Raw genomic sequence first — 15,485 nt, forward strand, 5'->3', positions numbered from 1 at the left:
GAAGAGGGACTCTGCCCCCTCCTTAAAATAGATCATTGAAGATTTCTGCAAACAAGGACTTCACTTCCACCTCGGGCCCCTTTTCCCCTTCATATAATTGTTGACCTTTTTCATTGGATGCCGCAAGTTCAACCTTGTTTTCTTTAGCTTTCCCTTCAATGACTTCCTCTGTCACTTGTTCCTTATCTTTCACTGCCACTTCTTCTTTTACCTCTGGCTCTACAACCTCTTCTTTTACCGTTACTTCCGGTGCTTCCTCTTTTACACTCTCCTCGATTACCTCTTCTTCAACTACTTCCTCCGGCCTTTTTTCCTTTTCAGCCAGCACTTCTTCTTCAACCACTTCCTCCGCAACAGGTTCACTCTCTTCATTCGTTGCAGCATACGCCGTTCCTTCCGAAGTCAAGGAACCTTCCTCTTCATCCTCGACAATCGGACTTTGACTTACAGCCGTCCCATTTGAAAAATCCAAGAAACACAATGGGGGAAATAACACACACCACCAATTAGCACCGTCCCCTTCACCAAGCGTGATAATCACTGCTTCATATTCCCCTGCCGGATATAAATACTGCCCGTACAGCTTTGTCGGAAATTCAGCTTGTCCAAAATCCACTTTCACCGACTGCTCCAAACCCTGTTCCTTTATTACCGCCTCAGCCGTCGCCTGGATATCCGGCAGATGTGAGGTGATCACATCCCTCGCCTCATCCAAAGAAGTAAGCTCAGCGACCCACTTTGTGATATCTTCATTTACCTTATCCCTAATCAGCCGTTTAACCGCTTGGTCCTCTTCTTTATCACTATTGGCGAGTATCCGCAGCCGAATCGCCTCATCCGGGATTACCTTTGTATCTTCTGCACCGACCATCTCCGCTTTAGGCATATATATACTTACGATCGTTCCTATAGTTAAGATTAATAGATAAATAATGGCTAAATGTTTAGTTTTCATCGCCTTCGCCCCCTCACATGAATCAGTCTCACCATTTTTCAGCTATCTTAAACTAGTAAAAACAAAAAAAGTTGATAGCTGGAAATATAGATTCCAAAGGATAATGAGGGTGCTTTCCCTAAAAAAACCGTCTCACATAAGGGAGACGGATCATTTTAATTCAGCAAAGACCATTCGATCTTTTTCATTAATGTCATTTATGATGGATACTTCCGCGGCAGGAAAGGTTCGCTTCAATAAATCGGCAACCGCCGCCCCCTGTCCTGCACCCACTTCAAAACCGATCAGTCCAGGCACCTTCATCACCAAAGGTAACTGTTCCATAAAGCGGCGGTAAAAATCCAGCCCATCGATACCGGCAAACAACGCACGGTGTGGTTCATGACCAGTCACGACCACTGACATGGATTTATGATCATCTTCTGGTATATATGGCGGATTCGATAAAAGAATGTCCACCTTCTCGTTTATATTCATGAAAGGCGAAAGCAAATCACCTTGCATGAACTCCACTTCGGCACCAAGTGATTCGGCATTTTTCCTCGCCACCTCAAGCGATGGTTGAGCTATGTCCGTGGCCGTCACCATCAGGTTTGATTTTTCAAGTTTCATCGTTATGGCAATTGCGCCGCTGCCAGTCCCAATATCAACTAAACGGAGCCTCTGTCCCTCCATAAAAATGGCCGGGAGTTTACGTAATGTATAATAAATCAATTCTTCTGTTTCCGGTCTCGGTATGAGCACTTCTTCATTCACAAAAAAGGTCCGTCCATAAAATTCTTCACTGCCGATTATATATTGGATGGGCGTCCCCTCAGCATGCAGCTCGATAGCGTCCTTAAATTGCCCAAAATCCGCTTCACTAAGCTCATCATGAAGGTTGGCCAGCATTTGGGAGCGAGTTTGTTTTAAAAAGTGCTGTAACAGGATTTCCCCAGCATTGGCATCACGATCATTTTCCTTTAAAAAAGAAGAAGCCCATTTAAGGGCTTCAAAAACTTTCACGGCAGAATTACTCATCTGCATTTTCCAGCCTTGAAGATTGGTCTTCCATGATTAATGCATCAACGACTTCATCCAGTTTACCTTCCATGATTTGATCCAGTTTTTGAATCGTTAAACCAATGCGGTGGTCGGTAACCCGGTTTTGCGGGAAGTTATAAGTCCGAATCCTTTCAGATCGATCGCCCGTTCCAACGGCCAGCTTCCTGTTTTGATCATATTCCGCCTGTATTTCGCGATTGATTTTATCGAACACCCTGGCACGCAAAACCTTCATTGCCTTTTCTTTGTTCTTGATTTGTGATTTTTCATCTTGACAGGATACAACCGTATTAGTCGGAATATGAGTCAAGCGCACCGCTGACATTGTCGTATTGACACTTTGCCCTCCAGGACCGCTTGATGCAAAGGTATCGACACGAATATCCTTATCATGGATTTCAACTTCCACTTCCTCAGCTTCAGGTAAAACGGCAACCGTGGCTGTAGATGTATGAATCCGACCGCCTGATTCCGTTTCAGGTACTCGCTGAACGCGATGGGCTCCATTTTCGAATTTCAACTTTGAATAAGCGCCATTGCCATTAATCATGAATATGATTTCCTTGTAGCCGCCAAGCCCAGTAGGATTTGCTTCAATGACTTCAGTCCGCCAGCCCTGCACCTCGGCAAAACGGCTATACATCCGGTATAGACTGCCTGCAAATAAGGCCGCCTCATCTCCGCCAGCCGCACCGCGGATCTCCATGATTACGTTTTTATCATCGTTGGGGTCTTTCGGAATAAGCAATATTTTCAGCTTATCCTCAAGGCCTTGTATGGTCTCATCAAGTTCATTGATCTCTTCTTTTACCATTTCACGCATTTCCGCATCAAGTTTCTCCTCCAGCATTGCCTTCGCTTCCTGAAGTTGCTCACGAACCGCTTTATATTCTTTATAAGTCGACGCGGTCTCTTGAATGCTGGATTGCTCCTTGGAATATTCCCTTAGCTTCTTGGAGTCATTAATGATCTCCGGGTCACTTAATAGTTCATTCAATCTTTCATATCTATCTTCTACTGCTTGCAAACGATCAAACAAATTATTCACCTCATAAATTTTCCAAAACATCTTAAACGATTTGGAAGTAATCCATCTCTTATTACTATAAATAAGTAGCTCAGTGCCCCAGCTCAGTTCACTTCTAGGTTAATTATAGTATAGGTGAATAATCAACGTCAAAGAGATTCAAAAATGTCTGCCGTTACTTGTTTAATTTGACATCTACATTATATTGAGGCACAACCCTGTTTATCATGCCTTGTATTCGCTGCATTTCCTTTTTTCTTTCTTTTTCGGTCTTGATTTTGCCTTTATCATGGACCGTAACGTGTATGGTATTTCCATTAAACCAAACGGAACCGGCCTCATAATTAGTTTCCGATTCGATCACCCCGCGGATTTCATCAATTTGCTGACCCATGGATGGAGAATTATTGGATGTATGATGCGGTGTGTTGAGGACCTGATCTGATGGTCGTTCCGCTTCATTATCCCAATCTTTATTGGATACTTGATTTAAACCATTGCCCACCCTGCCATCCCGGGATTGATCTCCATATTCCGAATCATTATTTATTGCATTGTCATTTTGACCGCATGCCGTTAGTGTAGCAAGCAGAAAGGCCGTCATGATAAGCAGTTTTGATTTCATTATTTTTCCCCTCCATTTTGACTGGTTAAGAAGAACATTTCCTCGTTAGCCTACCCAAAATGGGGCAATATTTATCTTTTATTTCCCTTCCATGTATTGGTCAGGCCACCTGAATAACTCGACAGTTTTTCCATTTTTCCGCATAAAAAAAGCACCCTGTGATCTCATTGGATCATAGGGCACCATCATTCAAATATGTTCTTTAATCCCAACAGCCTGCTTACCCGGAACTTCATGATGATGGCGGCAGCGGGGCTCGTACGATTCCGATGCACCCACAAGGATGATCGGCTCATCATAGGAGGCCGGCTCCCCATCTATCAGGCGCTGTGTCCTGCTCGCAGGTGATCCGCATACTTCACACACTGCCTGCAACTTAGTCACCGATTCTGCAAGCGATAATAGAACAGGCATAGGGCCGAATGGTTCACCTCTGAAATCTTGATCGAGTCCAGCCATAATCACTCGATAACCGCTGTCCGCAAGATGCTGGGCAACCCCGATAATTTCATGATCAAAAAATTGCACTTCATCTATTGCAATGATATCCAAGGGCTTGTCCAAATACTTAAAAATATCCGTTGAATGGGCAATCGGTTTTGCCATCACAGAAGAGCCATTGTGTGATACGACAGCCTCTTCCGCATAGCGATTATCAATAGCTGGTTTAAATACAGCTATCTGCTCTTTAGCAAATTGAGCACGGCTGACTCGTTTAATCAATTCTTCAGATTTACCTGAAAACATGCTTCCGCAAATAAGCTCAATCCAGCCTGTTTGTTTCATTACATACATGGAAACAGCTACTCCCTTCCACCTGTCGATCCATTGGCCATAATTGAAGTCGACCTGGCTTTGTATAAATTCTTACTTGTTTATGGAAAAGAAAAAACAGGCAAGAAAAATACTTGCCTGTTTTTTAAAAAGTCCGGCTTATTTAATACCGTATTTTTTGTTGAAACGATCAACACGTCCGCCAGCTTCAGCGAATTTTTGACGACCAGTATAGAATGGATGGCACTCTGAACAAGTCTCAACTTTGATCTCTTCTTTAACTGAACCAGTTTCAAAAGTGTTTCCGCAAGAGCAAATTACTTTTGAAAGCTTATAATTTGGATGAATTCCAGTTTTCATTCTTTTCATCTCCTTATGCCCTGAATCATTCGAAACAGAGTTATATACTTCAAGTTGAGGGAAAAGCACCCTCACATTTATTGTAAAAACACATGAACTCATTATAACAACTTAAGACTAGTTGTGCAACTGTTTGTTTCTTACAGGGTTAAGAACGTTTTACGCTCGCTGGACCCTTTTTCATTTCTGACATCTCTTCATCCAGCTTACTGAAAAATTCTTCATTGCCTTTTGTCTGTTTTAGACGGCGAAGGAATTTCTCCGAGAAATCAGGCGAATCTGACATCGTTTTCCTAATGGCCCATAGTTTATCCAGGCGATCTTTCGGAATTAGCAATTCTTCTTTACGCGTGCCTGAGCGACGAATATCGATTGCCGGGAAGATCCGCCTTTCTGCAAGGGCACGATCTAGATGTAGCTCCATATTACCCGTACCTTTAAATTCTTCATAAATGACATCATCCATTCTTGAACCCGTATCTACCAATGCTGTAGCAAGGATCGTCAGGCTGCCGCCTTCCTCGATATTCCTCGCCGCACCGAAAAAGCGTTTCGGACGATGGAATGCAGCAGGGTCAATACCCCCTGACAGTGTACGTCCGCTCGGCGGAATGACAAGGTTGTAAGCACGGGCTAGGCGAGTGATGCTGTCCATTAAAATGATGACATCCCGTTTATGCTCCACAAGGCGCATGGCTCGTTCCAACACCAGCTCAGCCACCTTGATATGGTTTTCCGGCACTTCATCGAATGTTGAACTTACCACGTCTCCTGCGACGGAACGTTCAATGTCTGTCACTTCTTCCGGGCGTTCATCAATCAACAGCACAATCAATTCCGATTCGGGATGGTTTGTGGTTATCGCATTGGCAATTTCCTTGATGAGCATCGTTTTACCGGCTTTTGGCGGTGCAACAATCAGACCACGCTGTCCAAAACCGACCGGTGCCAGGACATCCATAATCCTGGTCGATAAGTTCTTCGGTGTCGTTTCCAGTTTAATTTGCCTGTTAGGATACAGCGGTGTTAAACCTGGAAAGTGGACACGCTCTTTAGCTGATTCCGGATTATCGCCATTGACCGCTTCAACATGCAGCAATCCATAATAGCGCTCGTTTTCTTTTGGAGGCCTTACCTTACCGGACACTTTATCTCCATTTCGCAAATCGAATCTGCGGATCTGTGAAGCCGAAATATAAATATCCTCCGAGCTAGGAGAATAATTAATTGGACGCAGGAAACCGAAGCCCTCTGAAGGGATGATCTCTAAAACGCCCTCCATGAATAGGAGACCGTCCTGCTCAGCTTGCGCTTTCAGGATAGCGAAAATAAGTTCCTTTTTGGAAAGTTTGCTGTAATAGGAAACTTTATATTCACGAGCGTGCTCATAGAGATCCTTAAGTTTCATGTTTTCTAAATTAGAAATAGTTAAATTCATTATGACACCACACTTTTATTAATTAAACGTTTTCACCCATACTGAAAAAGAATTGGTTTGTTAGATGGAAGAAAAACCGCAATCCATGTACCCGACCAGAGTTTTCTTAGAAAGGATGATACATTTTTACATGTAAAGAAGAAAATTATTTGAAGGCTTCTTGAAGTTTGGAGTGAAAGGGCAGATTTTAAATTATTAATAGTAGACCAAGCTTTATTTTACTTTTTTTATTTTAATTATTCAACTTAAATTTTTTTAAAGAGAAAGCGAGCGATGAAACCGCTCGCTTTTTAAAAGTGATTTTTCTAAAAAACGCTATCAGTCAATCAAACCATTCGGTTTAATCTTAAGACTGTGACGCCCATCAATGAATCGAACGGTACCAGATTTAGCACGCATGACTACGGATTGCGTTTCGCCGTAATGCCCTTTAAATTGTACACCGCGTAAAAGTTCTCCGTCAGTCACACCTGTTGCAGCAAAAATTGCGTCATCTCCGCGAACAAGATCTTCCATTCTGAGGACTTTTCCTAATTCAAGGCCCATTTTCCCACAGCGTTCCACTTCTTCATCAGTATGTGGAACGAGCTTACCTTGAATTTCCCCTCCAAGGCATTTCAAGGCAACGGCTGCAATGACTCCCTCTGGAGCTCCGCCAGATCCGAATAAGATGTCAACACCGGTAAGATCGAAGGCCGTATTTATCGCTCCTGCGACATCTCCATCATTGATCAGCTTGATACGTGCCCCTGCCTCACGAAGTTCATGAATGATCTTCGAATGACGATCGCGGTTCAATACTGTTGCAACCACGTCTTGGATATCTTTATTTTTTGCCTTGGCTACCGCTTTCAGGTTGTCCAACACGGAAGCATTGATATCAATCTGACCAACCGCCTCGGGTCCGACTGCTATTTTATCCATATACATATCCGGGGCATGAAGCAAGTTCCCCTTATCGGCTATCGCCAATACAGCCAATGCATTCCAGCCGCCAGATGCAACGATGTTCGTTCCTTCTAATGGATCAACCGCAACATCCACTAGTGGCCCAAGACCAGTGCCAAGTTTTTCGCCAATATAAAGCATTGGCGCTTCATCCATTTCCCCTTCACCGATTACAACCGTTCCTTGCATGGGAATAGTATTGAAAACATCCCGCATTGCAGTTGTTGCTGCATCATCTGCTTCGTCTTTCTTTCCTCTTCCCATCCAACGAGCTGAATTCAGTGCCGCCGCTTCTGTTACGCGGACAAGCTCCATCGATAAACTTCTTTCCATTTCCGGTTCCCCCTCATGTACACTAGCATGATTTATTTATATATTAGTATAACACATTATATCATATATAGTAACACAATGAGGTAACAAGAAAGGGATCAGCTTTTAAGCTGCTCCACTTCTTCTTGAGTCATTTCTTCACGCCAAATCGTTGCTCCCAAACCTGAAAGTTTTTCAACAAGATGGCTATATCCGCGATCTATATGTTCAAGCCCGGTCACTTCTGTAATCCCTTCAGCCATTAAACCGGCAATTACAAGAGCCGCTCCGGCACGTAAATCGCTTGCCTTCACTTTTGCCCCATGAAGTTGGACAGGACCATCGACGATGCCCGCTCTGCCCTCGACTTTGATCTTCGCATTCATGCGTCGCAGTTCATCAATATGCTTAAATCGGGCCCCGTATATCGTATCGGTGACCATGCTAGAACCGGTTGCTTTTGTTAAGAGGGAAGTGAAAGGTTGCTGAAGATCCGTTGGGAATCCAGGGTAAACCAATGTCTTGATATCAACGGATTTATATTGTTCTCCCGGTGAGACAAATATCTGGTCATCACCGGCTTCAATATTAATCCCCATTTCCCTCAACTTGGAAGTCAATGACTCCAAATGCTGGGGAATGACATTATCAATCAGGATTCCTTCTCCGACAGCAGCCGCTAGAATCATGAAAGTGCCGGCTTCAATTCGATCCGGTATGATCGTATGCTTGCACCCGTGCAAACTTTCCACACCATCAATACGAATGATATCCGTCCCTGCACCCTTTATTTTCGCTCCCATATTGGTCAACAATGTGGCAACATCGATGATTTCAGGTTCTTTCGCAGCATTTTCAATCACAGTGCGGCCTTTGGCCAAAACAGCGGCAAGCATGATGTTGATCGTTGCCCCTACACTAACGACATCCAAATATATGCGTGCTCCCCTTAGCTCGTCCGCCCTAAGGTAAATGGCTCCTTGTTCATTCGTCACTTGTGCGCCAAGTGCTTCGAACCCCTTAATATGCTGATCTATCGGACGGGGTCCCAAATGGCAGCCTCCAGGCAAGCCGATCACTGCCTTTTTGAATTTACCAAGCATTGCCCCCATTAAATAATAAGAGGCACGTAACTTCTTAACTCTTCCATTTGGAAGAGGCATTGAAATCATCCTGCTGGGATTCACTGTCATTTCCCCATCATCAAAGGATACCTCACCGCCAATTTCCTCCATTAACTCTTTCAGCATCTGAACATCCGAGATATCAGGCAGGCCTTCAATCGTTACGGGAGAGTCCGCTAAAATTGTTGCAGGGATAAGGGCGACCGCACTATTTTTTGCTCCGCTGACACGAATGCTTCCCTTTAAAGGATAGCCACCGGCAATTTTAAGTTTTTCCATAATAAACTCCCTTCCACGCTAAGCACTTAGATGCTACTTTCAAAAAAGTAATATTTTACCACAGGGGAATTACATAATCCGACAACATTCACTATCTAGTTCTTTAGTTTACACAAAAGTAGAAAATCCATGTAAAAAAAGAGAAAAATTTCTAATTTATGTTAATTTTATTTAAACGGTGCAATCTATAGCGACTTAGCGGCAAGGCATTATGCTTCTGTACGTGAATTCCAATCCTTCAAGAAAGCTTCAATTCCTTTGTCCGTTAATGGGTGATGGAATAATTGCATTAAAACTTTATAAGGGATCGTTGCAATATGTGCCCCTTTAAGAGCTGATTCCGTAATATGCATCGGATGGCGGATGGAAGCTGCAATGATCTCAGCATTGATATCATGGATCGCAAAGATGTCAGCAATATCCGAAATTAAATCCAAACCATTTTGACCGATGTCATCCAAGCGTCCTAAAAATGGCGATACATAAGTCGCTCCTGCCCTAGCTGCCAATAATGCTTGGTTGGCACTGAAAATAAGGGTGACATTTGTTTTGACACCTTGTTTTGTTAGAGCTGCAACAGCCTTCAAACCGTCTGGAGTCATTGGGACTTTAATCGTGATATTAGGTGCAATCGCAACAAGTTCCTTGGCTTCCGCCATCATTCCTTCAAAATCCAGAGCAATGACTTCAGCAGAAACGGATTCCTTAACTAGGCTTGTGATTTCTTTTAGCCGATCGTGGAAAGAAACTCCCTTTTCCCTAGCAACAAGGGATGGGTTAGTCGTAACACCTGCTAGTACGCCAAGTTCATGCGCTTGTTTGATTTCTTCCATATTTGCTGTATCTATAAAGAATTTCATAAAATATCCTCCGTATGTAATCGATTTTTTATTTCCCTATTGAATTCTAATTGTTCGAAAAATAGAGATCGGATTAAGCCTGCATCTAAAAGAAACCATTAGGGGGGAGCCCCCCCAATGGGAATATTGCCTTACATTAAAAGGGATGGAACCCTTTTGAAATTATGCTTTGCCGTTTGAACCGAATTCACGTATTTTGCCGATGACCGTTTCTTTAATCGCTTCACGGCCAGGAACCATGAATTTACGAGGATCGTATACTTCAGCATCGCTATTCAGAACTTCACGAACAGCTTTTGTGAACACAATTTGATTTTCCGTATTCACATTGATTTTTGATGTTCCAAGAGAAATCGCTTTTTGGATATCTTTCGTAGGAATGCCTGTACCGCCGTGAAGAACAAGTGGTTTGTTCGTTAAATCACGAACTTCTTCCATTTCTTTATAGCCTAGGTCAGGTTCACCTTTGTATGGTCCGTGAACGGATCCCAATGCTGGAGCAAAACAGTCGACATTCGTTTCTTTAACCAACTGTTCACATTCTTGTGGGTCTGCATATACGACTCCATCAGCGATTATATCATCTTCTTGTCCGCCAACTGTGCCCACTTCCGCTTCAACCGAAACATTACGTGCGTGTGCGAATTCGACAACCTTCTTGGTTGTTTCGATATTTTCTTCGATCGGATGGTGTGAAGCATCGATCATTACTGATGTGAATCCAGCTTCGATAGCTTCTTTACATTTATCAAAACTTGAACCATGGTCAAGGTGAATGGCCACAGGAACAGTGATTTTCATGTCTTCCAACAATCCTTGAACCATCATCACAGTCGTTTTAAAACCACCCATATGGCGGGCAGCACCTTCGGAAACACCAAGGATGACTGGAGATTTTTCTTGTTCTGCAGCAGCTAGGATAGCTTGAGTCCATTCAAGGTTGTTGATATTGAATTGACCTACTGCATATTTTTCATCAAGGGCTTTATTCAGCATATCTTTCATAGAAACTAAAGGCATTTGATTTCCTCCTACTAGTGGATGTTTATTTTTAAAGTTAATTCTTTCTAGATATTCCCTAAAACCAAAGTAGCATACGCTTTATAAATCAGAATATCTCTCCTCTTTTAGCATATCAATACATCAAAAAAACAGCAACAATTACAACTGTACCATGTCTCAAATTTTATTCCAAAAAAACACGGCCCATCTAAAAAAAAGATAGCCGCGGTAATTTCCCCGTCAATAATATTAAACTTTCAAGACCGTTAACTCGATTGAATCGGTAAGTATTCACGAACGGCTTTTCTAATATCATCAATATCAAACGGCTTTGCAAAGTGTGTCATTGCCCCTAAATCCTTTGCTTCTTGAATCATATCAAGTTCACCATATGCCGTCATGATTATGACCCGGATGTCCGGATCGACGACTTTCATCCTTTTCAAGATCTCAATGCCATCCATTCCCGGAATCTTCATATCCAGCAATACAAGATCGGGTGAATGATTATTTAGCACTTCCAAGGCTTGAATGCCATTAGCTGCTTGAAATGTTTCATACCCTTCTTTATGTAGCACCTCGTTCAATAAAATACGAATCCCGAATTGATCATCAACAATCAATATTTTCCCTGACATTTTATCACCTCTCCCCTTCCCGATTCATCCATTAAATATATTAGCCTATTCGGCCTATTACCCGAAAAAGGGTAGTTACATAGATTGCGTCAAATTACTTGAGCAACGCATTTATTCATTCATGACATCTATGTTCATATTCGATAATTGTAACAAAATTCCTGCTGTATGGCTAAAAGGAATTTTAATTTTTTTGTTTTTTCGACCGATTTAGTTAATTCTGCCCTTTGGACCAAAAACCCTGAAACCTGTCAATGCAAAGGAAAGTCATTTATAATAAGTATATTATTTTTTAAAGGAGTCCCTGATCATGTTAAAAATTTTCTCGACACAGATAAGCGGTTTATTTAAAAAAATGATTGAAAATGAAGCCTTTGAAATGGAGGATGCCGGACGCCTGCTGGCTCAGGCTGTGGTTGGGGACGGTTCTGTGTTCATTCACGGTTTTAGTGAAATGCAGGGCGTCACTGCCGAGGCATTGCATGGGGAAGAACCCTTTCCTAAGGCAAAAAGCTATGATTTAAGTGAAACAATTTCCAAGGAAGATCGATTTCTTATATTCAGCCGCCATTCGGATGATTCAGAAGCATTGATGCTGGCAAAACAACTCAAGGAAAAAGATATCCCATTTGTTGCGGTTTCTACATCCGTCTCTTCTGAAGAAGATTCTCTTTTGGAGTTGGCTGACGTACATATTGATTTACGCATCCAACGGGGATTGATTCCCGATGAAACCGGAAATCGATATGGGTACCCTACCCTCCTAACCGCTCTTTTCGCTTATCATGGAATTAAATTCACTCTTGAAGAAATCATAAAAGAATATGAAGATGAAGAATGATGAATTCATCTAAAAAGGTTCGGAAAAATATATCTTTCATCAAATGATGTTCCCGAACCCACTGACCACCCTCTAAATGTTAAAACAAATTTGATTGGAGCGGGGGTGTGCGGGACTCATGCGGGAAAGCACGTCTAAGCGGTGCTTGGAGTGGCCATCAACCTCCCAAAGTACAAACCATAAAAAAACTGTAGGCAAACTCGATTTTCTTCAAGTTTGCCTACAGTCTGAAACAGCCACAGGGGCTGTTTTTTTGTTTATTAACGATTTTCGCCGTTCTTTAATGACATACCGACAAAGTCGCGGAATAGCGGCTGTGGACGGTTAGGACGTGACGTGAATTCCGGATGGAATTGGGAAGCCACAAACCAAGGATGATCTTTCAGTTCAATGATTTCGACTAGACGGCCATCTGGACTTGTACCGGAGAACACGAATCCTGCCTCTTCCATAGCTTGACGGTAGTGGTTATTGAATTCATAACGGTGACGGTGACGTTCATAAACAACCTCATCATTATAAGCTTCGTATGCTTTAGTACCTTCGATAAGCTTACATGGATACAGACCAAGACGCAGTGTTCCGCCCAAATCTTCTACATCCTTCTGCTCAGGAAGAAGATCGATGATTGGATCAGGAGTATCCTCCTTAATTTCAGCTGAATGTGCTTCTGGCAATCCCAAGACGTTGCGTGCATACTCAATGGACGCCAACTGCATGCCTAAACAAATTCCGAAGAATGGTTTTTTTGTCGTGCGGGCAAATTCAGTCGCTGCAATTTTCCCTTCGATTCCACGATCTCCAAAACCTCCAGGTACAAGGATTCCATCTGCATCTTGAAGAAGTTCTGCAACATTTTCTTTAGTTACATCTTCGGAATTCACCCAGTCGATTTCAACATCTGCATCAAATGCGTAACCAGCATGCTTAAGTGCTTCCACTACAGAAAGATAAGCATCTTGCAATTCAACATATTTTCCGACTAAGGCGATTTTCGTTTTCTTTGATAAAGAAGTAACCTTTTTGACTAGTTCCTTCCAATCTTCCATATCCGCTTCGCCACAGTCCAATTGCAAGTGATCACAAACGATTTGGTCCATATTTTGCGCTTGAAGCGCTAGAGGGATGGAGTAAAGTGTATCCGCATCAAGACATTCGATAACAGAATTTTTATCGATATCGCAGAATAAAGCGATTTTATCCTTCATATCTTGTGAAATCGGGCTTTCAGTACGTGCAACGATGATATTTGGCTGAATGCCAAGACTGCGTAATTCTTTTACACTGTGCTGTGTCGGTTTTGTTTTCATTTCACCTGCAGCTTTGATGTAAGGAACCAGTGTACAGTGGATATACATAACATTATTGATGCCGATATCACTCTTGATTTGGCGAATCGCTTCAAGGAATGGAAGAGACTCGATATCCCCTACAGTACCGCCAATTTCAGTGATGACTATGTCGGCATTCGTTTCATTGCCTGAACGGAAAACCCGTTCTTTAATTTCATTCGTGATATGGGGAATAACTTGAACCGTTCCACCTAGATAATCGCCACGGCGTTCTTTTCTCAGGACGGTTGAATAAATTCTGCCTGTAGTCACATTGCTGTGTTTACCAAGGTTGATATCGATGAAACGCTCATAGTGCCCCAAATCCAAATCCGTTTCAGCACCATCATCCGTTACAAACACTTCACCATGTTGATATGGACTCATCGTACCAGGATCCAAGTTGATATAAGGGTCAAACTTCTGGATCGTAACATTCAATCCCCTATTTTTTAATAATCTTCCTAAAGAAGCGGCCGTAATCCCTTTTCCCAAGGAAGAAACTACTCCACCTGTCACAAAAATATATTTTGTCATCTTATATCCTCCTAATAGAATGTTTTCTTCCAATTCAGTTCTTCACTTCATTAGATCGGAACCTGAATCAAATCTTCCGCCACACGAGCGGTTAAAAGCTAAAAACCGTAACCAGTACAAACCATTAATCACTTAAAGGTCTTTAGTGAGAGTCATGCAGGATACATGAACAAGAATAAATTTCCTTAAATGACAGTTAACATAAATATGTTCTCTATAGTTTTTACAATTCTACGAGAAATCATTTTTAAAAATAAAAAAATGATGTCATTTATTCATTCCATCATTAAAAACAAAAACGCTCCGCTTACAAAAAAGTAAGGGAGCGATATAATTTAATCATTGTGTCCTTTTTTAAGGAGCCCAAAAATGATTCTACAAATTTCGCCTTAAAAAGTCAAGGGCGATTATTTATTTCTCATCCTCTTTATTCAAGTCATCCAAGTCATCTTCGTCTTCATCTTCGTCCTCATCATCTTCCAGGACAAATGCATCATCTTCGATTATTTCTTCTTCCAGGTCGTCGTCATCATCCACGTCATCATCCAAAAGCACTTCGTCGATGACTGGAGCACCTAGAATATCATCATCGTCGTCATCTTCATCCTCGTCCAGATCATCGATATCCTCTTCAAAGTCAAGGTCTTCGTCTTCAAGTTCATCGAAATCATCGATAACGACAGCAGCCTTTTTGGCTTTCTTTTTCTTTTTAGGTTTTACAACATGTACGACTTCTTCTTCGATTTGGTCAACCGGGTACCATGTTTTCAATCCCCAGCGGTTGTCTCCAAGTGAAGTGAAACGGCCATCCACATTTAAATCCGTATAGAATTGGGCAATTTTCTTTTCCACTTCCGCTTTGGATAAATGGTGCAGCGAAGCTAATTCACTAATTAAGTCTTTAAATGGAATCGGTTCATTTCTTTCAACTAACAAATCATATGCCATCTCTATTAAGGACATTTCCAATAATTGCTCTTTTGAGTATTGTTTTAAACTCAAATTCCGCACTTCCCTTCTCTATTCAAACACTGAATTCCGTGTTTTTTCACATAAAAAAATAATCTAAAACAGTAGTTCGATAAAATAACGACAATTCCTGCTAGACATATACTCCATTATAAACAATCTAAATGGGTTTATGCTAGTTCTATATGATACTTTCACAGATTTACCTTATTGTCTATCATTCACAGGAAACCAAAAGCTAAAGATCTTTCCCTTTTTTCTTTTTCGATTTCTGACGATAGGCTGCCGTAAAAAAGACAACAGTCAGGATAAAAAAAGAAATGGCTCCCAATTGATGCTCATACAGCTCAAATAAAAAAATGATGGCAAGAATGTAACCTATGATCAACCCAATCATTTTCAGGTTCATTTTCTCAACTCC

16 protein-coding genes are annotated in these 15,485 nt (G+C 41.9%); 1 reads left to right on the forward strand and 15 read right to left on the reverse strand.

Annotated features, from left to right (window positions below; all coding sequences use genetic code 11):
• Nucleotides 1–22: 22 nt before the first annotated feature.
• The 12 genes from spoIIR to AC0VX1_RS25955 all read right to left on the reverse strand — a co-directional run bounded on the left by spoIIR (nucleotide 23) and on the right by AC0VX1_RS25955 (nucleotide 11,386).
• On the reverse strand, nucleotides 23–955 hold the full coding sequence (spoIIR, locus tag AC0VX1_RS25900; protein WP_413021598.1) for a stage II sporulation protein R: 933 nt from the start codon (nucleotides 953–955) through the stop codon (nucleotides 23–25).
• A 150-nt stretch (nucleotides 956–1,105) separates the two neighbouring features.
• The gene (gene prmC / locus AC0VX1_RS25905; protein WP_475469539.1) at nucleotides 1,106–1,975 is read right to left on the reverse strand and encodes a peptide chain release factor N(5)-glutamine methyltransferase; all 870 of its coding nucleotides are present in this window, start codon (nucleotides 1,973–1,975) and stop codon (nucleotides 1,106–1,108) included.
• Nucleotides 1,968–3,038, reverse strand: a complete 1,071-nt coding sequence (gene prfA / locus AC0VX1_RS25910) for a peptide chain release factor 1 (RefSeq protein ID WP_048683507.1) — start codon at nucleotides 3,036–3,038, stop codon at nucleotides 1,968–1,970. Before prfA ends, prmC begins: the two co-directional genes overlap by 8 nt.
• A gap of 163 nt (nucleotides 3,039–3,201) precedes the next feature.
• A complete protein-coding gene (locus AC0VX1_RS25915) occupies nucleotides 3,202–3,651 on the reverse strand; it encodes a hypothetical protein (RefSeq protein WP_475469540.1) in 450 nt (149 codons plus the stop codon).
• A 189-nt stretch (nucleotides 3,652–3,840) separates the two neighbouring features.
• Complete coding sequence (locus tag AC0VX1_RS25920; RefSeq protein ID WP_034315845.1) at nucleotides 3,841–4,446, reverse strand: thymidine kinase; 606 nt, start codon at nucleotides 4,444–4,446, stop codon at nucleotides 3,841–3,843.
• A gap of 138 nt (nucleotides 4,447–4,584) precedes the next feature.
• Nucleotides 4,585–4,785, reverse strand: coding sequence for a 50S ribosomal protein L31 (gene rpmE / locus AC0VX1_RS25925; protein WP_034315847.1), 201 nt, complete (start codon nucleotides 4,783–4,785; stop codon nucleotides 4,585–4,587).
• 148 nt (nucleotides 4,786–4,933) lie between these two features.
• Nucleotides 4,934–6,223, reverse strand: a complete 1,290-nt coding sequence (gene rho, locus AC0VX1_RS25930) for a transcription termination factor Rho (RefSeq protein WP_034315849.1) — start codon at nucleotides 6,221–6,223, stop codon at nucleotides 4,934–4,936.
• Between the two features lie 318 nt (nucleotides 6,224–6,541).
• A complete protein-coding gene (gene glpX, locus AC0VX1_RS25935; protein WP_034315852.1) occupies nucleotides 6,542–7,504 on the reverse strand; it encodes a class II fructose-bisphosphatase in 963 nt (320 codons plus the stop codon).
• Nucleotides 7,505–7,602: 98 nt separating this feature from the next.
• Nucleotides 7,603–8,886, reverse strand: coding sequence for a UDP-N-acetylglucosamine 1-carboxyvinyltransferase (locus AC0VX1_RS25940; RefSeq protein ID WP_475469541.1), 1,284 nt, complete (start codon nucleotides 8,884–8,886; stop codon nucleotides 7,603–7,605).
• A gap of 209 nt (nucleotides 8,887–9,095) precedes the next feature.
• Entirely contained in the window at nucleotides 9,096–9,746 is a 651-nt protein-coding gene (fsa, locus tag AC0VX1_RS25945) for a fructose-6-phosphate aldolase (RefSeq protein WP_413007787.1), read from the reverse strand.
• Nucleotides 9,747–9,908: 162 nt separating this feature from the next.
• Complete coding sequence (locus tag AC0VX1_RS25950; RefSeq protein ID WP_413021600.1) at nucleotides 9,909–10,766, reverse strand: class II fructose-bisphosphate aldolase; 858 nt, start codon at nucleotides 10,764–10,766, stop codon at nucleotides 9,909–9,911.
• A gap of 248 nt (nucleotides 10,767–11,014) precedes the next feature.
• Nucleotides 11,015–11,386, reverse strand: coding sequence for a response regulator (locus tag AC0VX1_RS25955; RefSeq protein ID WP_061465740.1), 372 nt, complete (start codon nucleotides 11,384–11,386; stop codon nucleotides 11,015–11,017).
• Between the two features lie 310 nt (nucleotides 11,387–11,696).
• Between AC0VX1_RS25955 and AC0VX1_RS25960 the strand changes: the two genes are divergently transcribed.
• Nucleotides 11,697–12,227, forward strand: coding sequence for a DUF2529 domain-containing protein (locus AC0VX1_RS25960; protein WP_413007786.1), 531 nt, complete (start codon nucleotides 11,697–11,699; stop codon nucleotides 12,225–12,227).
• Between the two features lie 260 nt (nucleotides 12,228–12,487).
• Here AC0VX1_RS25960 and AC0VX1_RS25965 read toward each other — a convergent pair whose 3' ends face one another.
• The 3 genes from AC0VX1_RS25965 to AC0VX1_RS25975 form a co-directional block, all read right to left on the reverse strand.
• A complete protein-coding gene (locus AC0VX1_RS25965) occupies nucleotides 12,488–14,095 on the reverse strand; it encodes a CTP synthase (protein ID WP_048683527.1) in 1,608 nt (535 codons plus the stop codon).
• A gap of 411 nt (nucleotides 14,096–14,506) precedes the next feature.
• On the reverse strand, nucleotides 14,507–15,097 hold the full coding sequence (rpoE, locus tag AC0VX1_RS25970) for a DNA-directed RNA polymerase subunit delta (protein WP_413007785.1): 591 nt from the start codon (nucleotides 15,095–15,097) through the stop codon (nucleotides 14,507–14,509).
• Between the two features lie 205 nt (nucleotides 15,098–15,302).
• Nucleotides 15,303–15,473 carry a hypothetical protein gene (locus AC0VX1_RS25975; RefSeq protein ID WP_475469542.1) on the reverse strand — a complete coding sequence of 57 codons (171 nt, stop codon included), beginning with the start codon at nucleotides 15,471–15,473 and terminating at the stop codon, nucleotides 15,303–15,305.
• Nucleotides 15,474–15,485 lie beyond the last annotated feature (12 nt).

Source organism: Peribacillus sp. QJM3NY_7, assembly GCF_056173225.1.